The organism is Paenibacillus litoralis (assembly GCF_046244365.1).
Lineage (GTDB): Bacteria > Bacillota > Bacilli > Paenibacillales > NBRC-103111 > Paenibacillus_V.
In genome coordinates this window covers 4,347,068-4,369,263 of sequence record NZ_CP176395.1, presented here as the reverse complement: position 1 = coordinate 4,369,263, position 22,196 = coordinate 4,347,068, and the positions used below count along the sequence as shown (strand labels likewise).

The following is a 22,196-nucleotide window of genomic DNA, read 5'->3' as shown; positions in this document are numbered from 1 at the left end:
AACTGTAAGACAAACCAAATTCGAAGGGAATGCCATCGTTTTTCCACATTCCATTACATGGATTGCCACAATTCGCCGGTACACTGGGAACTGTAAGACAAACCAAATTCGAAGGAGTGCTATAACATGAATCGCAACAATGTGTTTAGAAAAGTTGCCCTTTCCACTCTTCTGCTTTCTGCCGTCGCCGGACCGACCGCGTTTGCGGATGCGCCAAAGGCAACGGTAACCGCCGTTTCTTCCGTGAAGATCGCCGCAACGCAGATGCTTGACCCGTTGAAGTTGGCCGAAACCTATGCGCCGGAAACCGTTAACGATTGGAAGGAAACGCTCGACCAGTACAAAGAGGCCCTCACGCCGAAGGTATGGAACGCGAACGGAGATTCGGTAACGGACGTTCAAGCTTTACAAGTGTCCATAAAAGCCATTTCCGCGATCCCTGCAGAAGCGGCTCCTGTCGGGACTGTAACCGTGAAACGCGAAGAAGCACCGACCTTTACCCTAAGCAAAAATGACGACATGAAGACAATCGATGCTAAGGAAGGCATCGCGCTGGAGAAAATGGTGTTGAGCGAGAATTCTCTCCAACAAGTATCAGGCGCCGATGAAACGGCTGGCGTAGCCGTTCAAAAGCTGGCTTCTACAAAACTTGACGGCGAGCTTCCGGTCAGCCCTTTCTTTCAAGGCTGGTCCGAGCTTGAGAAAGCAACTGAGTCCAAAGACGCCGAGGCGATTAAACAAGCGCTAGCCAAACAGCTTGAACTGTACAAGCAGGAAATCGCATCGTTAAAAGAAAATCCGATTACCCTCGTTTACTCGATCAAAAATGCAGAAACCGTCCCTGTAGAGGAAGGAAAGCAAAGCGAGCAATAATCGACAAACGGCAAGTCATTGCTAAACAAAGAGAGAATATAAGGGCTAGAGGAGATGTAACCGAACGGAAATAGGATCGAAGACCGCAGAGCGAACGTTTCGCAGCTGCGGTCTTCTTCCTGTTTACGAACGGTTTTCACCAGTTAAACATGCTCTCCAAGCCGCTACGGTTAGTAAGCTATAGAAAGCAAACGGCATATTATGGCGCAAATGCGAATAATGCTGGTATTAACGACTATATACGGCTGTTTTTCAGACTTCACGATGGAATATGTTTGATTTACCTGAAAGTCGCGAGTTTGATCTTATCTGACTTTCTAGTATAATTCATAATACGTACATTTATATTCTCATCAAAAAAGGGAGGTGTACCTATCTGTCTGAAGTTCGGCAGATAGGAAACTATTTGGACAGTGATCCTGGACCGTTACTTATGAACCTGGTTTTAGCCTTTATTTTAATTCTCCTTAACGGCTTTTTCGTCGCGGCGGAGTTTTCCATGGTTAAAGTCAGGGGCACACGCATTAATGCACTCGCGCTCGAGGGTAACCTGAATGCCAAATTTGCAAGCAGTATCTTGAACAACCTTAATGCGTATTTATCGGCGTGTCAGCTTGGGATTACCTTGACTTCGCTCGCTCTCGGCTGGCTGGGAGAGCCTACGATCGCCAGGATGCTTGAGCCGGTTCTCACCAAATGGAACGTGCCGGACAGCGTAACTCACGTGATCGCCTTCATTATCGGCTTCACGATCATTACCGCCCTTCATATTACGATCGGCGAACAAGTTCCCAAAACGTACGCCATTCGGAAATCCGAGCAAGTGACTTTATGGTCCGCCGGACCGATGGTCCTGTTCTACAAGATCATGTACCCGTTTATTTGGTCGCTAAACGGCATTTCCAACTGGATGCTGCGCAAATCCGGCATCGAACCGGAAGCCGAGCACGAAGCGGTGCATACGGAAGAAGAAATTCGGCTTTTGGTGAAAGAAAGCCACAGAAACGGCTTGATTGACAATACGGAGCTCACGCTAGTCGATAACGTCTTCGAATTCACGGAAACGGTAGCGCGTGAAATTATGATTCCCCGTACGGAAATGGCTTGCCTATATGCAAATTCGTCCTTTGAGGATAATCTCGAAATCGCGACATCCGAAATGCGTACCCGGTACCCGCTGTGCGATCCGGACAAGGATAATATTATCGGTTTTGTACACATTAAAGATCTGATGCGCGCATCCAGAAAAGGACTCGACGATATACACCAAGTATGCAGGCCGATTATGGCGGTTCCCGAAACGGTTCCCATCAGCTCCCTGCTCAAGCAGATGCAGAAAAAGCGGACGGAAGTCGCGCTGCTGATCGATGAATACGGCGGAACATCCGGTCTCGTGACGATGGAGGATATTCTGGAGGAGCTGGTCGGCGAAATTCACGACGAGTTCGACCAAGAAAGACCGACGATCGAACGAAAAGACGAACATATACATTCCGTAGACGGGCTGCTCCATATCGATGAAGTAAATGATTACTTCGGATTGGAAATCGAAACGGATGATTACGATACAATCGGCGGATGGGTATATTCGCAAGTCGAAACGCCTCCGGCCAAAAACCAGCGGATTCGATTCCAAGAATATGCGTTTATCGTCGAAGAAGTCGACCACCTGCGCATTTCGAGGGTGACGATCCAGAAGCTGGAAGCGGGAAACGATACGCTGGCAGTCGTTTCCTAACAACAAAAAAGAGTGTCTGATGCTTCATGCATCGTCACTCTTTTTTTGTTCGAATAACATCGTACACCCCTGCGGCATCCTATAGAATGAACGTTCCCGCACGATTCAAGGAATAACGGCTCCCCTCTTGCACTAGCAGCGAATTTCGCTATTCTTTCGTCCGGACGACATAAGGCTCGTCTTTCGCTTCGGCCTGCAGCCGGTGAAGCTCTTCCGTCATGCGAGCTACTACGTTGGCATAATCCGGATCATGGTACACATTGATCATCTCGCAAGGGTCTTTTTTCAGATCGAATAGCTCCCACTCCGGCGTCTTCGGAATATCCTTGGAACCTGTCGTTCCCAAAGCATCCGCATAGTAGTAGATCAGCTTAAACTGCTCCGTACGAACGCCGTAATGCGAATAGACGTTATGGTCGACGTCCAGATGCATCCAGTAGCGGTAATACATCGAGGTTCGCCAGCCCTCCGGATTCTCTCCGCGCAGCAGCGGACGCATATCGCTTCCTTGTACCTCTTCCGGAATTTCGATCCCGGCATAACTCAAGAAGGTTGGAGCAAAGTCCACATTAAGCGCAATATGCCGGTCCGTACTGCCGGCCTCGATCTCCTTCGGGTACCGGATGACGAACGGCATGCGAAGCGATTCTTCGTACATGAACCGTTTGTCGTACCAGCCGTGGTCGCCCAAGAAAAAGCCCTGATCGGACGTATATACGACGATCGTATTTTCCTCCAACCCCGCTTCCTTCAAATAATCCAGAAGCCTGCCCACATTATCGTCGATGGAAGCGACGCAGGCCAAATAATCCTTCATATACCGTTGATACTTCCAGCTTTTCAGCTGCGATTCGGTTAACCCTTCCGGCGGATCCATCTTTAAATCCGTTTTCGTCAAGTCCCTATCTATTCGCATGCGCGCTTCCGTCGCTGCGGCAGCTCGGTTCGAATAATCGTCATGGAACGTTTCAGGTTCCGGAATGTCCACGTTTTCAAACATAGCGGCGTGTTTGGCGTCCGGTATCCAAGGGCGGTGCGGAGCCTTATGATGGCACATCAGGTAGAAAGGCTTGCTTGCGTCCCGGCGCTCAAGCCAGTCGATCGATTGATCCGTAATAATATCGGTGACATAGCCCTCGATTTGGCGTTTGCCTCCCTCTTCGATAAAATACGGATTGAAATAATCCCCTTGCCCCGGCAGCACGCTCCAATAATCGAAGCCGGTCGGATCGCTCTCCGCTCCATGGCCCAAATGCCATTTTCCTACGATTGCCGTCTGATAACCGTTCTTCTGCAGAAGCTTCGGCATCGTTTGCTGCCTTCCGTCAAACCGGTCGGACAATGTCCGGACGCCGTTCAAATGATTGTAAGTGCCCGTTAGAATGGTAGCCCGGCTGGGAGCGCAAATCGAATTCGTGCAAAAGCAATTATCCAAACGCATGCCTTCGTCCGCAATCCTGTCGATATTCGGCGTCCGATTCACCTTGCTGCCGTAGCAGCTCATTGCATGGGCGGCATGATCGTCACTCATGATAAACAATATGTTCGGTCTGTTCGTCGTTTCCATCGGTTTGTAGCCTCCTACGGTGAAGTTACTTTTATTATAGGATGCGAAACCGCCGTTAATCGATGTATGTTATGCGGATTGATGTACAATTCTACGGCCATCCTACAATCCGAGGCTTCAGTTGCCTGACGATCGCTTTCATTGTACGATAAAACCGTATGATTCTTGCAGGAAAGAGATGAAGACCGATGATCGTTTTGCATTCCGTCCACTTCGATGACCGCATCCCGAATTGGAGCACGAGAAGCGAACGCTTGACGTATAATATTATGATTCTTGTTCTCGAAGGGACTGTCCTCTACACGTTGAATCATGAAGATATCGTAGCCGAAAAAGGCGATTTTCTTCTGATTCCGGCAGGCACTTCCCGCTCCGCCCGAAACACGGATGCGCCTCATCAGAAGTTGACGGCACTTTTCTATCACGATCCCGTTCAGCCGGAAGACGGCTTGCTGCTAAAAAGATTGAAGCTGAAAATCCGTGACTTTGACTACGCACATCGGCGGTTCTCGCAGCTATTCCATGAGATGCTTGAGAAAAAGCCTTATTACGAAAGCTTATGCCGCAGTATCGTGATCGAATTGACAAGTCTAGCCAACCGTCAGCGGGAAACGGCTGAAGCGCCGCCGAATAAAGTGCTTCTCGCGGGCAAAATCCAGCAGTATTTGCACTCGCATTACCGTGAACGCGTTCAGACGGAGGAGCTTGCATCCATCACAAACCGATCGCCCAATTATACGATATCGATTTTCAAAGAAGTGACGGGAGTCTCCCCTACCGACTACCTGCACGGACTCCGGATCAAAGAAGCCTGCCGGTTGTTAACCGAGTCCATGATCAGCATTTCGGAGGTCAGCGAATATTTGGGCTTTTACGACACTTCGCATTTTTACCGGATATTCAAAAAACAGACCGGCATATCGCCCACCGCTTTCTCGGAACAGGTCAATCATTCCTTGCGCCGCTAGCTGAAAAAAACGGACTTATCAAGCGAAAGTGCACCTGAACAAGTCCGTTTTCTTTTCTCTATGGGTCAATCGCTACATCCCATCCGCCGAAGCGTCCGATTGCTTTTATCAAATCTCGGTGAATCGGGATAATGAACTGCATCGTACCTAGCTTGAACACCCCGCTTCGGTTATGAAGCGTTGCGTTTTTGACGTAAACGTTGTAATGCGGCGTACCGTCCCCTGCCGAAACGATCTCCTGCCTGGTCTCCTGCTTGTTAACCAATCGGAAAGGCAGCAGCTTCCCGGATTCGCAAGGCGTAATGCTTACAATATCTTCGAAGCTTAAATAATAATTGGCATGCGGTTTGTGCAAGACTAGCTCCTTAGTGGAAACGGTAATGCCGAAATGGCTTTTTTTATGCGAAAGCTTCAAATCTCCTGCCATCGGCATAAGCCTTATAAAATCGGGATTCATGTCGGGTATCCTCCTCTTCCGATGAATGGGGCCCATCGTTATTGGGATAGCGCGGCTTGGCTCATGTAAAAAAATGATGATTGACGCTAAACTTGCCGTCGTGAATAGTGAGCATGCCGAACGAATAGTCCGGCTGTCTTCTTTTATCTGTCGGCGACCCGGGGTTGAATAATACCGTCTGGCCATTGCGCTCCATAAATGGAATATGGGAGTGGCCGAAAACGATCAAATCCGTTCTTTCGTCATGAAAGGCACGGCTCGCTCGTTCGGGCGTCGATTTGCCGGGTCCCTCATGGCCGTGTACGATTCCGATGCGAACGCCTTGGAATTCGACGATCGTTTTTCTGCCGAAACGGCGAACCAGCTCTTCCCCGTCCCCATTGCCTGCAACTCCATGTATAGGCGCAAACTTGGACAACTCCTCCGCCACTTCCATTGTGACCCAGTCTCCTGCGTGTATAATGGCATCCACTTGACGAAGCCCTTGAACCAAGGCATCCGGAAGCGACCGGGCACGGCCGGTTATATGCGTATCCGAGACGATCCCAATGATCATCATATCCCTACTTTCTATCCGCAGCACTTGGCACAACATGTGTCAGCTGCCGAAAAATTGCCGTAATGTCCTCGATTTGCATTCGCACGAGTCCGCTCGACGAAGGCGCGACGAATTCGACAACCCCATCGACGATAGGTTCGGGCTGTTCTCCCCAGTCGGCTCCAAGCTTTCCGCTGTACTGCTCATAGACACCTTTGCCGACAAAACAGGCAACCTTCGGACGGTAATGGCGAATCTTTTCCGTTAACAGCGACCGGCCTTCCCGGTATTCTTCCTTCGTAATTTCGGCAGCCGTCTTCGTCGGCCGGGAAACGATGTTCGTAAACCCGAATCCGAGGCGAAGCAGATCGCCGTCCTCCTCCGGTTTATATTTGCGTGGCGTCAAGCCCGCTTCATGGATGATTTTCCAAAACCGGTTGTTTGGGTTGGCGTAGTGATGCCCCGTCTCGCTGGAGCGAACACTCGGATTGAAGCCGATGAACAAAACGGACAAGCCGTGTCCAATATGATCGGGTATCGGTTTCACAGCACTCCTCCTCGTCGCCCTCTAAAATGTCCCTCTATTATAACATAATGCATGCAGGACAACTTCCCGGACATCTTCTTAGGACGATACCGCACTCTCCCTCTCGATAAATGAACCGGCTTCCGGTTTCACGAGCGCTTTCTTCTCCCATGCTCGGCTTCGCCAGCGAAGCAGCATAATGAGACCGCGCAGCCATTCGTCGACCGTGAACGCGATCCATACGCCGAGCAAGCCCATCTGTACGTGAACGCCTAAATAATAAGCCAAGGGCACGGCGATCCCCCACATCGATACGACGCCCGCCAACACGGGAAACCGGGCGTCTCCGGCGGCGCGAAGCGAGTTGATGACGACCAGATTGAACGTCCTCCCCGGCTCCAGCAGGATGGAGAGCAGCAGGATCGCCGAGCCGGCAGCGATGATATCCGGGTTATCCGTAAATAATCCGATAAGCGTTTCCCGGAACAACGCCGTCACGCAGACGAACCCGAATGTAATGATCAGGCACATTTGCACGCTGCGAATCAATCTTCGATAGGCGAGTCCCATCTCTCCCGCTCCGACCATATGTCCGACAATGATTTCGGTACCCGCTCCGATCGCCATCCCGATCGCCATGAAATATCCCGATATGTTGAGTACGTATACGTGAGCGCTCAGCGCCGTCTGGCCGATCAGATTGATGAAGCTGACGATCATCAGATGCTGCGATTGATACGACAAATGCTCACCGGCTGCCGGAATGCCGATACCCAATATCTGTTTTAAATAAGCGGCGTGAGGCGTGACATAATCTTTGAACCGGATCGGCACTTGGATGCGGCGGTACAAAAAAACGAACAGGACGAGCATGCCGAGAAAGCGGCTGATGACGGTCGAAACGGCCGCCCCCGTTACGCCAAGCTCCGGAAACCCCAAATTGCCGAATATCAGCAAATAGTTTCCGGCAATATGAAGCACATTCACCCCGATCGTCACAAACATGACGTCCCGCGTGTTTCCGTTGGAACGAATGACGGAGGAAATGGCGCTAGAGAGCGCTTCGATCCAAATAAATCCGCCGATTAGGCTCAAATAGGTTTGGGCAATCCTGATTTGTTCCTCGTTCAAATGCATGAGCGTCATCAGCGGCTCCCCGAAGGCTACAAAAACGACGCTGACCAAAATGCCGAAGACGAGATTCGAGGATATGGCCAATGCCGAAATACGGCTTGATTCCGCCTTCTTGCCGGCTCCAAGATATTGCGCTACGGCAACGCTTGTACCGATTCCGACGAAACCGAACATCAGAATACAAAAAATAATGAGCTCATTGGCCAAGCCGACCGCCCCTGCCGTCGTGTCGGAAAGGCGGCTCAGCATAAATACATCCGCCGTTCCAAGCATCATACGCAGGACGGTATCGACAAAAATCGGCCATGTCACCGCCATTAGACTAAGTTTTTTCCAAGTAGGCATGATTGAGGCGGCAGTCAAATTCGTTTCACTCCTTATGCTTTACACCTTCATGTTGCAGGCGAATCGTTCGTGTGGTTGTCGTTCTACCTTTATTGAAGATCCTTCCCTATGCCCGACTTCCGATGCGTTCCTTTGAACGCGTGTTGTGACCTGCAGCAAATACGAATAAAATATAGACAGAAATAGATACGGTTTACCAGGAAAGGGGAACTCCATCTCAATGTCCATCATCTCAGATATCATGGAATTTAATCGCGAATTCGTCGAAAACAAACAATACGAACAGTATTTGACCGACAAATATCCGGACAAAAAAATGGCCATTCTCACCTGCATGGACACTCGTCTTGTCGAGCTTCTTCCGAAAGCGTTGAACCTTAGGAACGGCGACGCCAAAATCATCAAAAATGCGGGCGCCATCCTGACGCAGCCTTTCGGCAGCGCGATGCGAAGCATTCTAGTCGCCATTCATGAAATGGGTGTGGAGGAAGTGCTTGTTATCGGCCATCACGGCTGCGGCATGACCAGCCTCGATACGGAAGCGATGGTCGAGAAGATCAAAGCGAACGGGATTCCCGACTTGGTTCTGCAAACACTGGAGCGCTCGGGCATACGCATGGAGCGGTTCCTGAAAGGATTCGATACGGTTGAAGAAGGCGTCATGCAGAGCGTAGAAATCATTCGCAGACACCCTCTGCTTCCGTCGTTCATTCCGGTTCACGGTTTCGTCATGCATCCGGATTCCGGATCGCTCGAGCTTATTTCCGAAGGATATCCATACATACAGCCAAGATAAGGTTTCTGCTTCTCTCATCAAAAGTGCCCGCAGCCGGAATGCTGCGGGCACTTTTGCGAATTACAGCATACTTTCTATGTCCTTCTCCATTGCGCCAGGATCGACGGTCGATTCGAACCGTTTGACCGTTTCGCCATCTCTGCTGCTCAACTGCTCGCAGAAAGAATCGAGATCCTCATTTGTTCCCGGCTCTTGCCCGCCTTTCCTTCAACTTTATGCCCGGCTTCCTCCAGTGTCAAGCAATCCTTGCATCCTTGAGCTTGCAAATTACGGTAATCAATGCCGATCCGGTTCGCTGCGCCTGCATTTTTTTCAAACCTAACAAACCGTCTCTTTACAATGCTCACGGACGGTCGGTATAATCGAATCAATCAGAAAAGTGAGTGATCACTCACTTTTCATAAAAGGAGCGTGAGATCATGTCTTCAACCGAAGCAAGTCCCCCTCTTTCCTCGCCCCAGCCTATTATCGATCTTCGTGAAGTCGTGCGCACTTTCGGCAGCCGAACCGTCCTGAACGGCATTTCTCTGCGTGTCGAACGCGGCGAGCTTTTCGGTCTGCTGGGTCCATCCGGCTCCGGCAAGACGACGCTGATCAAACTCATCACCGGCATCGACAAAGCCGACGGCGGGACAGTCCGGCTGCTCGGGGAGCGGATGCCTAAGCTGGCGATACTGCAGCGTTTTGGCTATATGGCGCAGTCCGATGCCTTGTATAGCGAACTCACAGCCAAGCAGAACCTGCAATTTTTCGCTTCCCTTTACGGGTTGTCCGGCACCAGGCGCAATCAGCGTATGGAAGCCGCCATGGCGGTCGTCGATCTGCTCGACCATATGAACAAGCCGGTTGCCGCCTATTCCGGCGGCATGAAACGTCGGCTCTCGCTGGCAATTTCTCTGCTGCACGAACCGGAGCTGCTTGTGCTTGACGAACCGACGGTCGGCATTGACCCCGTACTTCGGCAAGCGATATGGAAGGAGCTGCTCGAGATGCGCGATCGCGGAACGACGATTATTTTGACTACGCATGTCATGGATGAAGCGGATAAATGCGACCGGATCGGCCTCATCCGCGACGGTCTACTGACGGCAGTCGATACGCCGGAAGCTTTGAAGGCCAAAAGCGGAACGGCCACGATCGAAGAAGCGTTCATTGCTCTCGGAGGAGGTGTCCGGTCATGAGAACGCGCGCGCTCGCTCTACGAATCATACGTCAGTTCATTCGGGACAAACGAACGCTTGCTCTTATCTTTTTAGCCCCGCTGCTCATCCTTACGCTGTTGAACTTCGTCTTCAACGGTCAGGCGATTAAGCCGGATATCGGGACAATAGGCGTTCCGCAGCAGCTAGCGGAACGCTTGGTGAAGGCCGACGCCAATGTAACGGCATTCGCTAGCTTCGACGAAGCCGAACAAGCACTCCGGAACGGCAAACTGGATGCCGTCGTATCTATGGAAAGCGGCAAGCCGTCCATCAAGCTCGAGGGCAGCGATCCGACGATCAGTAAGGCCGCAATCCTGCTGCTTCAGAAAACGTTGCAAGCAGAAATATCCGCCATACAACCTAACATTGCGTATTTGCACGGCAAAGAAGAGATGTCTTCCTTCGACTCCTTCGGTCCCGTATTGATCGGCTTCTTTTCTTTCTTCTTCGTGTTTATGCTTGCAGGGGTCGCCTTCCTTCGCGAACGGACGACAGGGACGCTGGAACGATTGCTCGCTACGCCGATTCGGCGCACTGAAATTGTAGGCGGTTACTTATCCGGCTTCGGCTTGTTTACACTACTGCAGGCGGCGCTTATCGCCTGGTATGCCATCCATGTGCTCGGTCTTTATATGACCGGTTCGATATGGCTGGTGCTGCTGGTCAATCTTCTGTTAACCTTGACGGCGTTAACGCTGGGAACCCTTCTCTCCTCCTTTGCCGGGAGCGAGTTTCAGATCATTCAATTTATCCCGGTCGTCGTTGTCCCTCAAGTGTTCTTCTCCGGTCTGTTTAATCTGGAAGCCATGGATCCTTGGCTGCAAAAGCTCAGCTACCTGATGCCGCTCTTCTACGGAGGCGACGCATTGCGCGGTATCATGATTCGCGGAGAAGGCCTAAGCGACATCCAGCTCGATATTTATGTCCTGCTAGGCTTTTCCGCCGCCTTCGCGCTGTTGAACGTACTTGCACTGAAGAAGCAACGAGCCATATAGATGCTTGCCGTCAAGGATAAACGGCTCCGTTTTCAAAAAGGAGAACATGCATTCAGGACGCTCCCTGAAGCTTGCTCTCCTTTTTTTTGAGTTGCGGCATTCTTTTTTTCGTATGGCCGTTCCTCAGCTTTTCCGCCAGACATACGCTACGTTAACGGCAAGCAAACCGGCTGCACCGGCTGCCAGGAGCCACTTTCCCGGCTCAAAGCTGCCCTTTAGTAAGCTGAACAGGTAGAAATCCCCCGTATATTTCCCCTTCGTAAACATTTCAAGTACATAATACAGAAAGCCGGTCATGTAAGCCGCCGCGATATTTCGGCTGAACGTCGCTGCAGTCATGCCCGCGGCACCTAAACATACGGCCGAAATCCAACTGCCGCCCGTTAGCTCCAGCATCGGAAAGTCTCCTCCCTGATTGCCGGCCAACAAGGCGACGGACAGGATGAGAAGCCAGAGCAGCGCGACCGTTTGCAAAATACGGAACGATACCGTTAACGCATGGCGCTTGCGCTTCGCGTACACCGTTTCATGTATGGAGTCGGCATCCTCGATAATCGTAAGATGAGGCATTAGCATGATGCCTAGCAGCGACAAATACAGCTCGCCGATTTGCGCCATTTCCGTGTAGGTTATAAAGCGCAGGTTAAAAATCAGGCTAATGACGACCGTGCACGATACCGCAATCAGAAAAGGAACGTATCCGATAGTCTTGGCATTGTAATAAAGCAAGCTTGCCGCATGAGAAGTCGCGTCACTTAAGCGCCGCACCGGCATTCCCCCGCTTTCTATCCCAGATCCAGGCGACAATGGCAACGATCGCAAGCGCTAACGCTGCATAGAAGATCCGGTTAACCAGGATCGCGGAGCTCCACTTGGCATAGTTTTCGTATCCTCCGAATGTATTGTAGCGGATGACGAATTTACTCAAGCCGTACTCTCCTTCCAGAGGCATCATCGAGCTCATCCAGAGCAAAAATTGAATCGGGATCGCCGCCAGCGCATAAGTAAGCAATACGGATACCAGCATCCCGGCCGCAACCGTAACCATCACCGTCGGCAGGAGCCACGCTATCGTATATTTGTAGAAAGCCAATACATCGATCTGGAGGTGCTCGGCCAAGGCGATCCGAGAGAACGCAAAGGTCGCATGCGTCGCGAGCGCCAAATATCCGAACAGAACAGCTAAGCAAAGCGCGGCAAACTTCGGCAATACATAGTGAAAGGAGGCGAACTTTCGGCTATAGATCAGCTCCTGCATACGGCTGCGTTTGTCTCTTGCAAGCATGAATGCCGACAGGAAGACGGGGAAAAAGCCGGCCGTAATGCCCATATAATCCGCGAACAAACGCCCTCCGGCATTCGTCACTTTGTCTTTCTCGACAACATCGTTGAAATCCTGAACCGCTTCTTCGTATGTTCTCGGTTCGTTCAGGACGGAGGCACGCATCTTGTCCCCGTACACGGTCGAGCCTCCAAGCTCTTTATCCAGATTTCGCATCAGCCGCAAATATTCGTCGTAGCCGACGGCAAATGAAACGCGGTCAGCGCCGCCTGCCGAAACGGGAGGCGCGCCTTGCGGCGCGATAGCCTCGCTCGTCCTTTTGATCGAGGCCTTCTGCGCTTCGTCCAGCTTGACGAACTTGTTGATGAACACGACGGCCTTCATCATTTCGCCGTTTGCATAATCGCGTTCCAGCTGACGCACCATCTCGGCCATTTCCTTGTCGGGATCGGCAATCGGCTTTTGGCCGTAGTATGCGTACTTCCCCTGCGCCTTCGCCTCCTCCGGAGCGAGCGGCTTCATGTCGGCGATCGAGCGAGGCGGATCGAATTGCGTTACGTAAAAAAGAACGATGACGGCAAGGAAAATATAATAGGTCGCATTCGTAAATTGATACTTGAGCTCTTTGCGCAGGAGCGGGATAAACAGCTTCATGCCGATCCCTCCATCAGCTTCATATAAGCGTCCTCAATGGTCGGTTGAACGGAAACCGCTTGGGCCAAAGGACGCTGTTCGCTCAGCAATCTCAACCGGATCCCGTCCCCCTCCGACACTGTGGAGAGTATCGGGTATGCGCTTCGGACCGCATCAAGCTCGTCGCGTTCGATCGTGGCGGTCCAGACAGCGTCCTTTGCGTGCTCAAGCAATCCTTTTACCCGCCCTTCGTATAGCAGCTTCCCTTTCTTTAATACCGCCAGATTCTCGCAGGTAAATTCGATATCCTCGACGATATGCGTCGATAGGATGACGATTCTCCCTTCCGAAAAATCGCGCAGCAAATGACGGAACCGGATTCGCTCCTCCGGATCGAGACCGGCCGTCGGCTCGTCCACGATCAGCACGCGAGGATCGTGCAGCATGGCTTGGGCGATGCCAAGCCTTCGCTTCATACCGCCCGACAGTGCGCGAACCTTAATCTTTCGCTGCGCTTCGAGATTGACCTTGGCAAGCAAATATGCGATTTGATGACCGCGTGCTTTTCTGTCGCTCATCCCGGAAAGCATGCCGAGATAATCCATCGCTTCATAAACCGTGAAAGATGGGTAAATCGAGAAGTCCTGCGGCAAATACCCGACCATCCCGCGTATCCGAGCCTTCTCTTCTATTGCAATGCCGCCGATTTCAATGTGGCCGCCGCTCTTCGGCAGCAGAGTCGTCAATATGCGCATGAAACTCGTTTTACCCGCCCCGTTCGGGCCCAACAAACCGAACATCCCTTCGCCAATACGCAGATTCACGCTGTCCAGCGCTTTTTTGGCGCCGAACGTTTTCGTCAATTGTTGGATAAGTATTTCCATCTGGCAACCGCCTTTCCGTATGTTGATCGCATTTGCTTCATAACTGGCTATTTACCGCAAGCGTACCGTTCCAACCACTTTTCGCAGCAGCTCCACTACCTGACCGTCGTTTAGGCGCAGCTGCTCGAACAAGGTTGCCGCACCCATCCATAAGAATGAGAGTACGAATACGGCGCCCATCGAGAAATCGCTAGCGGCAAGAATGACGGCGGTGACGATTAACAGTGCAGCGGTGCAAAAAATATAGGCAAGCAGCGCTTTGCGATAACGCCTTATAAGCTCGGCCACGCACTCTTGCTCAGCCCGTTCCTTTTGCAAGTCTTCCGCCTTCGCGTAAACGCCTTGCAAAAAGCGGATTTCCGCATCGTTAGCGGTCTCGGTGTTAGAATCGTTCGGGTATACCTTGGCCGCCTGCGGTTCATTCTCTGCTTTTGATGACGAACGAAACATCGCTTATTCCTCCTGTTCCAGGTGACGCTTCATTTTTTGCCGGGCCCGGTAAATGAGAATTTTCATTTGCATCAGATTTTTACCCATGATGGCTGCAGCCTCCTTGTAGGAAAACTGTTCGACGTCGATCAAATGAATAGCCGTGCGGTAATCCTCATGCAGAAGCAGGAGCTTGCTTTGAATCACCGAGCGTTTCTCTCGATTCAATACGACTTCTTCGGTGGTACGGGCGACGGGAATGCCGGTATCCAGCTCGACATGCTTGAATCGGGTTAGCTTGCGGACATGGTCGACGCATTTATTGCGGATAATAGTGAACAAATATGGCTTAAACCTGTATTTCGGATTAAACCGGGAGCGATGGACGTAGATTTCCGCGAAGCTTTCCTGGGCGATATCTTCTGCTGCGTAATAGTCCCTGACATATTGTTGACCGAACGCAATCGCGCTTCGGCGATATTTCAGAACAAGACGTTCGAAACCGGCGTCGTCTCCTTGCATGAAACCCTGTATCCATTGCTGCTCTTCATCCATCTTGTCCCTCCCTTCCGCCTGGTTATCTATTATTCGTATCATTGCGCTGAAAAGTTACAGGGCTCTCGAACAAATCTTTTCAACCCTTCGAAATCGTCACGCTCGGCCGGTATCCGGGCAACTGAAAAAGCACGGTCATAGAGACCGTGCTCATAAGTTTAACCCTAAAACAACCATGAGAGCTGCACCTGTCCAGCCAATATTCCATGCCTACCTAGGATAAAAGGACGAATTGATTGGGATGACTTTTGATGTACGCGGCAATAAGCCGGTGCGCACTCTCTGCGGCCGACGTGTACTCAGCGAACAAATGTTCCGACAAACTCCTAAGCTCCGGGTCCCTGTCCAAATCGAGCGCACTGGCTTCCATCCAGCTGCCGTTCGACAAGCGATTCGTTCGATCAAGCGCTGTCTCGGCTTTATTCATGACGCGCAAGGTCTCATCCGCCCCGTAAAAGCGCAAACCGGCAAGCAGAGCCTCCCACGCTTTCGGCTTCCTTAGCTGTTCACAAGTCCACCAATACCATTCGACCGCCGAACGGCATGCGTGATTGTGGTAAGCGCGAAAGAGAAATAGCCCTCTTTGGCCTTCGCCAAGGGCTTGGTACATCTCCGCTTTCGTTCGGTCATCCTTTCCTCTCACCTGCAGCAGCAGAGGGCCGATACACGCCCACCCGAGCGTTTCCCCCTCCAATGCTTCGAAAATCTCTCGTTCCACCGGAACTAAAAGAATAATAATCGCCTCCACCCTCACCATACATGGGAAGCGGGCGGAAATCAATATGCCTTGCAATCTCATTTATTGACCGTCACTAGTTCGTTCCGATGCGATGACTCAGCAGCCATTCGAACAAATCCGGCCTGCGGTAAACCTCATCCATGATCTGATGCTTATAGCCGGGAAGCGGTGTTAGCAGGCTTCGACCGCCCTTTTCCTTAATGGCATTAACCATTTCTTCCGAATGTTTGTAAGGAACTACGTCGTCCTCGACTCCGTGAAAAGCCCAGACCGGCATCCGTTCGAAGACTTTCGCCTCCTTCGGATCATACCATCCGGATAGAGGGACAACCGCGGCAAAACGGTCGGGAGCATGTGCAGCCAGGTCCCATGCACCGTTTCCGCCCATACTGAAGCCGGTCACATAGACACGCGCAGAATCGATTCGGAGGGAGGATACCGTGTGATCCAGCAAAGCGATAACCTTGCTTCGCTCTTGCGGCCAAAAAGAGTTCGAAGGACACTGCGGTGCGACCACGGCAAACGGAAAATCGTCTTGTCTAACGGCTAGCCCCGTCAATCCATAACCTTCAAGCATGCTTAGATCCTCTCCGCGCCTCTTGATTCCGTGCAGAAACAGGATCAACGGCCAAGTTGTATCCTTGTTTTCTTCATATCCGTTCGGCACGAACCAAAGATGTCCTAACGTTCCGTTATGTACCGCTCGCTTTACTATTGGCATTGGATTCCCTCCTTGCTGGTTGAAAAAATTGTAAGTAAAGTCACGGTCAACCGTCAAGGAATTTGTGTACATGCCCTCCCTTTTTTATATACATTTCTAGCGGAGAGGCGAATAAGGTAAACGATAAGGGGGTGTACGGCATGGTACTTATTCGCATGGAAAGCGCAGCCAAAACGTACCGGCTAGGCGGAGAAACGATAAAAGCGCTCGATAACGTAAACCTCGACATTGAGCGGGGCGAATTCATCGCCGTCATGGGTCCTTCCGGATCCGGGAAGTCGACGCTGATGAACGTTCTGGGCTGTCTGGACGTACTTGAAACCGGCAGTTATTCGCTTGACGGGAGAGAAGTTCGAGGAATGACGGACGCTCAGTTGGCCGATATCCGAAACCGCAAAATCGGTTTCGTCTTTCAAAGCTTCAACCTGCTTCCTCGGCTGACCGCAATAGAAAACGTGGAGCTGCCGCTGATTTATCGAGGGCTTTCCAAAAAGGAACGGCTGAAAAAGGCGGCATGCGCTCTCGCTGAGCTCGATATGCAGGACCGTGCGGAACATAAACCATCCGAGCTGTCCGGCGGGCAGCAGCAGCGCGTCGCCATTGCGCGGGCATTAGCCGGCGACCCGCCCATTTTGCTGGCGGACGAACCGACAGGTGCGCTGGACACCGCTACAGGTAACGATATCCTATCGATACTAAGGCGCCTCAATGCGCACGGGCGAACAATCGTTCTCATCACGCATGATCCCGCTATCGCTAAGCAAGCTGACCGTATCATCCATATCCGGGATGGCCGAGTAGATTTAATCGTCTGCTGATAAGCCGCAAAATAAAACAGCCGTCAACGCAAGGCTGACGGCTGTTTCGATTGAAGATCGTATAAGGGCAACTTGCTCTGGTGAAGCTAAGCTTAGTTCGCGATAAACTCCTGCACCCATTCGCCATTGTAGTAAGCGACGCCGATCTTCGTGAAGTTCGGGCTCAAAATGTTTTGACGGTGCCCGGCGCTGTTCATCCAAGCAGTCATGACCTCTTGCGGAGTGCGCTGTCCTTTGGCAATGTTCTCCCCGGCATACGTGTAACGAATCCCGTAAGATTTCATCATGTCGAACGGCGAACCGTAAGTCGGTGAGTTATGATCAAAATAGTTATTGGTATACATGTCTTTGGCTTTATCGAGCGCCATAGCCGCCAAAGCGCTGTCGCTGGAGAGCGGCTTCAGCCCTGCTTTCGCGCGTTCCTGGTTGACCAGGTCGACTACTTGGCTGGCATAAGCCGATTGCGAAGCATTCGCGTTCGAGCCTTGTTGAGAGCCTCCTGTAGTTCCAGAGCCTGTTTGCGAGCCTGTGCCTGTGCCTGCACCGGAACCACCGCCTGTCGAACCTGCTCCCGTTCCTGCTCCGTTGCCCGTACCCGGTTTTGCCGAGAAGTCAGGCGCTTTAACGCCAAGCTTGGCAAGCAAGTCGTTCACATTAATGTTATTGAAATTCTTATTTCCTTGAAGCAAGGCTCCCAAATCAATACCATATTGCTTGGCTGCTGCGACTTGCGGGGCATTATCCGGAACGATGCATGGCGCTGCGGAAGCAGAAGCCGCACCGGCGCTAATAATCGGACCCAATACCAGAACACCTGTCATCGCTACTTTCTTAAAACGTTGCATCAAAAAAATCGTCTCCTTTTCCCGGCCTACGAGGTTAGCTGACGGATTCGGGTCAAAGAGTAAACACCCGGCCACAACGACGTGGCTTCACCCCAGTGACAAGGGTTCCCCCGTGCTTCTGACGAAGCTTCGGCCTTCTGTTTTTTTTGCCTCCGACAAACCGTTTTGGGCGGCTTCCCTTTGGCACGGTCAATTGTAGCACGGGAGATAGTCGATTTCATGACACAAAGTCTTCCAGAACGCGAAAACGACGATGCTTTACAGATGAAACAACGAGAGCACGAGACCGACGAGAAAGCCGCAGAGTGCGCCGTTTACGCGGATCCATTGCAGGTCGCCGCCGATTTTTTGTTCCAGCATTTGGACTAACGATTGGTCGTCCAACTTATTGAGATTGTCGCGAACCAGCACGCCGATACGGAAATGATTTTTCTCTACAAGATCAACGAGAAACGTACGAAGCCCTTCTTCCCATTTGTCGGTCATGCCCGGAATCGATCTTATTTTCTCGACGACGAACCTGTATGCGCTCAACACATACCGCCCGCCGTTTCGTTCATCTTCCTCCAGCTTTGCGACAGCCGCGTCGCGAATGTCTTGCAGCCTCTCGAGCAGAAAAGCTTCGGTTTCCGGACTCTCCGCTTTCTTCTCCAGCCACCCCTTCAGCTTCGATAGAATATCGTCGTTGTTCGCCAGTCTGTCCGCTTGATCCTTCAATTCGTAAAGCAGCTGCTCGCGGTAAGGGTTGCCCGGCTGACGAAGCTCGCGCATGCCGGAAACGAGCATCCCCTGCAGGATGCCGCCAAGCTTCTCTTCATTCATAAATCCGATAAAAGCTTGCACGGCAAACCCCATAAACCCGCCGACTTGAAGCTCATTCAGCTTGCCGTAAGCGATTCTCCCGAGCAACTGCTCCGTTTCTCTTTTGACGGCCCAATCCGTTCCCATTTCGAGCGCCCGATCGAGCGCTTTCTCGTCCCAACCGTCCCGAATGGCCGATGCGACAGCGGATTGCGCCAGAGGCTTAAGCTCTTTGTTCCGGACATAACTCGTCAGGTAGCTTTGAATTACCGGGGCAAATCGCTCCAAAGGAAGCTGTTTAAGCAAGGATTGCAGGAACGCCAAAATCCTTTTCCTAGCTTTCCGCTTCAACACAACCTTCGTTACCGCCGAAGAGATGATCGTCATCAGATTCAATTGGCTTAATTTATGCGTAATGCTATCTTTGTTCAACAGTTCCGTTTCCATAGCGGAAATAAGCGAATTAACGATTTTCCCTCTGTTCTTGAGAAGGAGCGAAGTATGCGGGATGGGAATCCCGAACGGATGGCGGAAAAGGGCGGTTACGGCGAACCAGTCTGCGATACCGCCGACAAGACCAGCTTCAAATCCCCCTTGGAGCAACGTCGTAATAAGGCTATCCGGCAAAAATAACGTGACGATAAAGCCGATTCCCATAGCAGCAAGAGAAAATCCGGCAATGTTCCTCGTGTTCAAATCAAACATCCTCCGATCGTTCAGAGATACGTACTAGTATCCCTCAAAAACTTTGCCTTACACGGCAAGAAGCATCTTTCTGCAAAATGGTTCCATTAGGTTCGCGGGCGAGTGCGATTCGTCGGAACCGCGGCTGTCGGATCGTCCGGCCAATAGTGTTTGGGATACCGCCCTTTCAAGTCCTTCTTCACTTCAAAATAAGCATCCCGCCAAAAGCTTGCCAAATCGCGCGTCACCTGAACGGGACGTTGCGCCGGCGAGAGCAGATGAACGGTCAGCGGCACCCGTCCGCGGCCGATCGACGGCGTATGCTCGAGGCCGAACATTTCCTGCAGCCGGACGGCCAAAACGGGTGATTCGGGATCGCTATAGTCAATCGGTATGCGAGAGCCGCTCGGAACGACGATGTGCGTCGGTACGAGCTCGTCCAGTTCGCGGCGTTTGTTCCACGACAGCATGGACTCCAACAGGTCGGCCACATGCAGACGTCTCAGATCTTCTCCGTTTTTGAGACCATACAAATGCGGAAGGAGCCAATCCTCAAACGTATCCGTTAAGCTTTCGTCGGAAACATCCGGCCAATCCTCGCGTTCTAACCGGTGCATGAATACTATTCGCTGCTGCAGCTGGCGGGCGGCTTTCGTCCAAGAAAGGAATCCGATGCCTTCCGCCTTAAGTCCTCCCAGCAGCGCCATAGACACCGCTTCCGGATTGGGATTGGGCATTGCGGCTTCCCGCAGGACGATCGCGCCGATCGATTTCCGTTTGCGCGCACGAACCGTTTTGGCTTGACGATCCCAAGAGATGATCGTTTCCTCCTCGATCTGATCGGCTGCATAACGCTCCAGCTCATCTTCCTGAATCGGAGCAGCCAGAAAAATTCGGCTCTCCGCTCCCATATCGTCCAGCTCTGCGGCTACGAGATATGGCTCCGACGAAAGCGGCTGCGCGTTTAAGAAAGCAGCCCCCCTGCCGCTTCGCAGCAAATAACGTCCGCCCTCCTTGCGGCCGGCGATTCTGTCCGGAAAGGCAAATGCAAGCAGAAAGCCGCACGCTTCCGCATCGCCGTCGGCACTATCTTTGATAAAGAATTGCCGTTTCCATTGATCCGCTTCAGCCGCCGCTCTTCTGCATACCGCCATGTCTACCTGATGACCCTCCTTGAAGAGCGGTTCCGTCCATTTCGAGCGGACCGCTTCCCGCAGCGCTTCGACACGAAGCCGCAAGTCTGCCGCAGGCGGCTGCTGAGGCTGTCCCCTGAGCAAATCCCGCTCGTTCAGCAATGCGGCAAGCTCGCAGGCCAATGATCCAAGCTTCAAAGGAATCGCCTGCAATATCATATGGGCCAGACGCGGATGCATGCCTAACTCCGCCATGCGCTTTCCGTGTTGAGACATCGTCCCGTCTCCGTTTAGCGCCCCAAGGTGACGCAGGAGCTGCCTTGCCTGCGAATAAGCGGCCGCAGGAGGCGGATCGAGCCATTGCAGCTCCGCCGGATCGGCCGCTCCCCAGGCTGCAAGCTCCAAAGCAAGCGGAGCCAGATCCGCCTCGTTGATTTCGGGCACGCTTCGCGCAGCAAGCTTGCGTTCCTCTTGCTCCGTCCAGAGCCGGTAACATACGCCTGGCATTTGCCTTCCCGCCCGCCCTCTGCGCTGATCGGCGGACGCTCTGGAAACGGTGACGGTTTCCAAACGCGTCATGCCGGTTTTCGGCGAAAAGCGCGGTACCCGGCTTAAGCCGCAGTCGATCACGATCCGAACGCCATCGACCGTCAAGCTCGTTTCGGCGATCGATGTTGCAAGCACGACCTTACGCTGTCCGGCCGGGCATGGAGCGATCGCTTCATCCTGGGCGGATTGCGGCAAATTGCCGTACAGCGGCGAAATGCGAACGCCCTTCCCCAAGGATAGGGCCGTTAACTGGGACATGACACGACGTATCTCTCCGGTCCCAGGCAGGAACACCAGAACATCGCCTTCATCGTTCTGCAGCGCCTCCGTAACGGCTCGTACGACGGCAGGCTCGATCCTCCCGTCGATGCTGCGGTTCAAATACCGCGTCTCGACAGGAAACGATCTCCCTTCGCTGATGACGATTGGCGCTTTTCCCAGCAGCTCGGCAACCGGTTCTGCATCCAGCGTAGCCGACATGACCAGCAGCTTCAGATCGTCGCGCAGCACCGCTTGGCATTGCAAGCATAGGGCAAGCCCAAGATCGGCCTGCAGACTTCGTTCGTGAAACTCGTCAAAAATGACAGCAGCTACACCTTCAAGCGACATGTCGTCCTGCAGCATCCGGGTAAGCACGCCTTCCGTGACGACTTCTATTTTTGTTTTTGCGCTGACTCGCGTATCCATTCTTACCCGGTAGCCCACCGTCCCGCCGGCTTCTTCCCCGATCGACCTAGCCATATAGCCGGCAGCCGCGCGAGCGGCGAGACGGCGCGGTTCCAGCATGATGATTTTGCGGCCTTGAACCCAAGGCTCATTCAGAAGCGCAAGCGGGACGCGCGTCGTTTTGCCGGCACCCGGCGCGGCGACCAGCACCGCATTAGCATGCGATTGTAGCTTATGCAGCAATTCCGGCAATACCGGATCGATTGGCAGTTGATGCATGACGTTCTCCTCAGCTATCTTTTCTATCGCTTTCCATCA

At 52.3% G+C, this 22,196-nt stretch carries 22 protein-coding genes and 1 riboswitch; of the genes, 7 read left to right on the top strand and 15 right to left on the bottom strand.

The features are described from left to right. Positions 1-126 precede the first annotated feature (126 nt). Together ACKGJP_RS18190 and ACKGJP_RS18185 are read left to right on the top strand one after the other, a co-directional pair. Positions 127-873 (top strand): hypothetical protein, encoded by a 747-nt coding sequence (locus ACKGJP_RS18190; protein ID WP_409347031.1) that lies wholly within the window; start codon positions 127-129, stop codon positions 871-873. A 433-nt stretch (positions 874-1,306) separates the two neighbouring features. After that, the gene (locus tag ACKGJP_RS18185) at positions 1,307-2,611 is read left to right on the top strand and encodes a hemolysin family protein (protein WP_409347030.1); all 1,305 of its coding nucleotides are present in this window, start codon (positions 1,307-1,309) and stop codon (positions 2,609-2,611) included. Positions 2,612-2,759: 148 nt separating this feature from the next. Here ACKGJP_RS18185 and ACKGJP_RS18180 read toward each other — a convergent pair whose 3' ends face one another. Beyond that, positions 2,760-4,178, bottom strand: coding sequence for a sulfatase (locus ACKGJP_RS18180; protein WP_409347029.1), 1,419 nt, complete (start codon positions 4,176-4,178; stop codon positions 2,760-2,762). A 188-nt stretch (positions 4,179-4,366) separates the two neighbouring features. Here ACKGJP_RS18180 and ACKGJP_RS18175 point away from each other — a divergent pair, with 188 nt between their 5' ends. Then, positions 4,367-5,146 (top strand): helix-turn-helix domain-containing protein, encoded by a 780-nt coding sequence (locus tag ACKGJP_RS18175; protein ID WP_409347028.1) that lies wholly within the window; start codon positions 4,367-4,369, stop codon positions 5,144-5,146. Positions 5,147-5,204: 58 nt separating this feature from the next. Here ACKGJP_RS18175 and ACKGJP_RS18170 read toward each other — a convergent pair whose 3' ends face one another. The 4 genes from ACKGJP_RS18170 to ACKGJP_RS18155 form a co-directional block, all read right to left on the bottom strand. Then, on the bottom strand, positions 5,205-5,603 hold the full coding sequence (locus ACKGJP_RS18170) for a hypothetical protein (RefSeq protein WP_409347027.1): 399 nt from the start codon (positions 5,601-5,603) through the stop codon (positions 5,205-5,207). A 61-nt stretch (positions 5,604-5,664) separates the two neighbouring features. After that, a complete protein-coding gene (locus ACKGJP_RS18165) occupies positions 5,665-6,162 on the bottom strand; it encodes a metallophosphoesterase family protein (RefSeq protein WP_409347026.1) in 498 nt (165 codons plus the stop codon). Positions 6,163-6,166: 4 nt separating this feature from the next. Continuing rightward, entirely contained in the window at positions 6,167-6,688 is a 522-nt protein-coding gene (mug, locus tag ACKGJP_RS18160) for a G/U mismatch-specific DNA glycosylase (protein ID WP_409347025.1), read from the bottom strand. A 78-nt stretch (positions 6,689-6,766) separates the two neighbouring features. After that, complete coding sequence (locus ACKGJP_RS18155; protein ID WP_409347189.1) at positions 6,767-8,146, bottom strand: MATE family efflux transporter; 1,380 nt, start codon at positions 8,144-8,146, stop codon at positions 6,767-6,769. 220 nt (positions 8,147-8,366) lie between these two features. Here ACKGJP_RS18155 and ACKGJP_RS18150 point away from each other — a divergent pair, with 220 nt between their 5' ends. The 3 genes from ACKGJP_RS18150 to ACKGJP_RS18140 all read left to right on the top strand — a co-directional run bounded on the left by ACKGJP_RS18150 (position 8,367) and on the right by ACKGJP_RS18140 (position 11,139). After that, a complete protein-coding gene (locus ACKGJP_RS18150; RefSeq protein ID WP_409347024.1) occupies positions 8,367-8,942 on the top strand; it encodes a beta-class carbonic anhydrase in 576 nt (191 codons plus the stop codon). Positions 8,943-9,361: 419 nt separating this feature from the next. Further along, a complete protein-coding gene (locus ACKGJP_RS18145) occupies positions 9,362-10,123 on the top strand; it encodes an ABC transporter ATP-binding protein (RefSeq protein ID WP_409347023.1) in 762 nt (253 codons plus the stop codon). Further along, positions 10,120-11,139 (top strand): ABC transporter permease, encoded by a 1,020-nt coding sequence (locus ACKGJP_RS18140; protein WP_409347022.1) that lies wholly within the window; start codon positions 10,120-10,122, stop codon positions 11,137-11,139. The genes ACKGJP_RS18145 and ACKGJP_RS18140 overlap by 4 nt, the downstream gene beginning before the upstream one ends. Before the next feature lie 123 nt (positions 11,140-11,262). On the opposite strand, the gene ACKGJP_RS18135 is transcribed toward ACKGJP_RS18140, so the two are convergent. The 7 genes from ACKGJP_RS18135 to ACKGJP_RS18105 form a co-directional block, all read right to left on the bottom strand. Further along, entirely contained in the window at positions 11,263-11,907 is a 645-nt protein-coding gene (locus ACKGJP_RS18135) for a hypothetical protein (protein WP_409347021.1), read from the bottom strand. After that, positions 11,891-13,075, bottom strand: a complete 1,185-nt coding sequence (locus tag ACKGJP_RS18130; protein ID WP_409347020.1) for a hypothetical protein — start codon at positions 13,073-13,075, stop codon at positions 11,891-11,893. Before ACKGJP_RS18130 ends, ACKGJP_RS18135 begins: the two co-directional genes overlap by 17 nt. After that, positions 13,072-13,938: an ABC transporter ATP-binding protein gene (locus ACKGJP_RS18125; RefSeq protein ID WP_409347019.1), complete on the bottom strand. Its 867-nt coding sequence runs from the start codon at positions 13,936-13,938 to the stop codon at positions 13,072-13,074. The genes ACKGJP_RS18130 and ACKGJP_RS18125 overlap by 4 nt, the downstream gene beginning before the upstream one ends. A 51-nt stretch (positions 13,939-13,989) precedes the next feature. Then, entirely contained in the window at positions 13,990-14,388 is a 399-nt protein-coding gene (locus ACKGJP_RS18120) for a hypothetical protein (RefSeq protein WP_409347018.1), read from the bottom strand. A 3-nt stretch (positions 14,389-14,391) separates the two neighbouring features. Beyond that, positions 14,392-14,922: an RNA polymerase sigma factor gene (locus ACKGJP_RS18115; protein ID WP_409347017.1), complete on the bottom strand. Its 531-nt coding sequence runs from the start codon at positions 14,920-14,922 to the stop codon at positions 14,392-14,394. A gap of 214 nt (positions 14,923-15,136) precedes the next feature. Further along, on the bottom strand, positions 15,137-15,721 hold the full coding sequence (locus tag ACKGJP_RS18110) for a hypothetical protein (protein WP_409347016.1): 585 nt from the start codon (positions 15,719-15,721) through the stop codon (positions 15,137-15,139). A 13-nt stretch (positions 15,722-15,734) separates the two neighbouring features. Continuing rightward, complete coding sequence (locus ACKGJP_RS18105; RefSeq protein ID WP_409347015.1) at positions 15,735-16,382, bottom strand: prolyl oligopeptidase family serine peptidase; 648 nt, start codon at positions 16,380-16,382, stop codon at positions 15,735-15,737. Positions 16,383-16,522: 140 nt separating this feature from the next. Here ACKGJP_RS18105 and ACKGJP_RS18100 point away from each other — a divergent pair, with 140 nt between their 5' ends. Further along, entirely contained in the window at positions 16,523-17,200 is a 678-nt protein-coding gene (locus ACKGJP_RS18100; protein ID WP_409347014.1) for an ABC transporter ATP-binding protein, read from the top strand. Positions 17,201-17,292: 92 nt separating this feature from the next. On the opposite strand, the gene ACKGJP_RS18095 is transcribed toward ACKGJP_RS18100, so the two are convergent. The 3 genes from ACKGJP_RS18095 to hrpB all read right to left on the bottom strand — a co-directional run bounded on the left by ACKGJP_RS18095 (position 17,293) and on the right by hrpB (position 22,157). Beyond that, positions 17,293-18,045 carry a CAP domain-containing protein gene (locus tag ACKGJP_RS18095; protein WP_409347188.1) on the bottom strand — a complete coding sequence of 251 codons (753 nt, stop codon included), beginning with the start codon at positions 18,043-18,045 and terminating at the stop codon, positions 17,293-17,295. Positions 18,046-18,053: 8 nt separating this feature from the next. Next, positions 18,054-18,190, bottom strand: a riboswitch (cyclic di-AMP (ydaO/yuaA leader). 113 nt (positions 18,191-18,303) lie between these two features. Further along, the gene (locus ACKGJP_RS18090) at positions 18,304-19,542 is read right to left on the bottom strand and encodes a DUF445 domain-containing protein (protein ID WP_409347013.1); all 1,239 of its coding nucleotides are present in this window, start codon (positions 19,540-19,542) and stop codon (positions 18,304-18,306) included. 95 nt (positions 19,543-19,637) lie between these two features. Beyond that, positions 19,638-22,157: an ATP-dependent helicase HrpB gene (hrpB, locus tag ACKGJP_RS18085; protein WP_409347012.1), complete on the bottom strand. Its 2,520-nt coding sequence runs from the start codon at positions 22,155-22,157 to the stop codon at positions 19,638-19,640. Positions 22,158-22,196: the final 39 nt, after the last annotated feature.

Excerpts from the sequence above, each read along its gene's own strand:
- ACKGJP_RS18165 (WP_409347026.1), bottom strand. The coding sequence starts at position 6,162 with ATGATGATCATTGGGATCGTCTCGGATACGCATATAACCGGCCGTGCC.
- ACKGJP_RS18145 (WP_409347023.1), top strand. The coding sequence starts at position 9,362 with ATGTCTTCAACCGAAGCAAGTCCCCCTCTTTCCTCGCCCCAGCCTATT.
- ACKGJP_RS18185 (WP_409347030.1), top strand. The coding sequence starts at position 1,307 with ATGAACCTGGTTTTAGCCTTTATTTTAATTCTCCTTAACGGCTTTTTC.
- ACKGJP_RS18170 (WP_409347027.1), bottom strand. The coding sequence starts at position 5,603 with ATGAATCCCGATTTTATAAGGCTTATGCCGATGGCAGGAGATTTGAAG.
- ACKGJP_RS18190 (WP_409347031.1), top strand. The coding sequence starts at position 127 with ATGAATCGCAACAATGTGTTTAGAAAAGTTGCCCTTTCCACTCTTCTG.
- ACKGJP_RS18175 (WP_409347028.1), top strand. The coding sequence starts at position 4,367 with ATGATCGTTTTGCATTCCGTCCACTTCGATGACCGCATCCCGAATTGG.
- ACKGJP_RS18105 (WP_409347015.1), bottom strand. The coding sequence starts at position 16,382 with ATGCCAATAGTAAAGCGAGCGGTACATAACGGAACGTTAGGACATCTT.
- ACKGJP_RS18100 (WP_409347014.1), top strand. The coding sequence starts at position 16,523 with ATGGTACTTATTCGCATGGAAAGCGCAGCCAAAACGTACCGGCTAGGC.
- ACKGJP_RS18125 (WP_409347019.1), bottom strand. The coding sequence starts at position 13,938 with ATGGAAATACTTATCCAACAATTGACGAAAACGTTCGGCGCCAAAAAA.
- ACKGJP_RS18120 (WP_409347018.1), bottom strand. The coding sequence starts at position 14,388 with ATGTTTCGTTCGTCATCAAAAGCAGAGAATGAACCGCAGGCGGCCAAG.
- ACKGJP_RS18150 (WP_409347024.1), top strand. The coding sequence starts at position 8,367 with ATGTCCATCATCTCAGATATCATGGAATTTAATCGCGAATTCGTCGAA.
- ACKGJP_RS18115 (WP_409347017.1), bottom strand. The coding sequence starts at position 14,922 with ATGGATGAAGAGCAGCAATGGATACAGGGTTTCATGCAAGGAGACGAC.
- ACKGJP_RS18180 (WP_409347029.1), bottom strand. The coding sequence starts at position 4,178 with ATGGAAACGACGAACAGACCGAACATATTGTTTATCATGAGTGACGAT.
- ACKGJP_RS18140 (WP_409347022.1), top strand. The coding sequence starts at position 10,120 with ATGAGAACGCGCGCGCTCGCTCTACGAATCATACGTCAGTTCATTCGG.
- hrpB (WP_409347012.1), bottom strand. The coding sequence starts at position 22,157 with ATGCATCAACTGCCAATCGATCCGGTATTGCCGGAATTGCTGCATAAG.
- ACKGJP_RS18155 (WP_409347189.1), bottom strand. The coding sequence starts at position 8,146 with ATGCCTACTTGGAAAAAACTTAGTCTAATGGCGGTGACATGGCCGATT.
- ACKGJP_RS18110 (WP_409347016.1), bottom strand. The coding sequence starts at position 15,721 with ATGAGATTGCAAGGCATATTGATTTCCGCCCGCTTCCCATGTATGGTG.
- ACKGJP_RS18130 (WP_409347020.1), bottom strand. The coding sequence starts at position 13,075 with ATGAAGCTGTTTATCCCGCTCCTGCGCAAAGAGCTCAAGTATCAATTT.
- ACKGJP_RS18095 (WP_409347188.1), bottom strand. The coding sequence starts at position 18,045 with ATGCAACGTTTTAAGAAAGTAGCGATGACAGGTGTTCTGGTATTGGGT.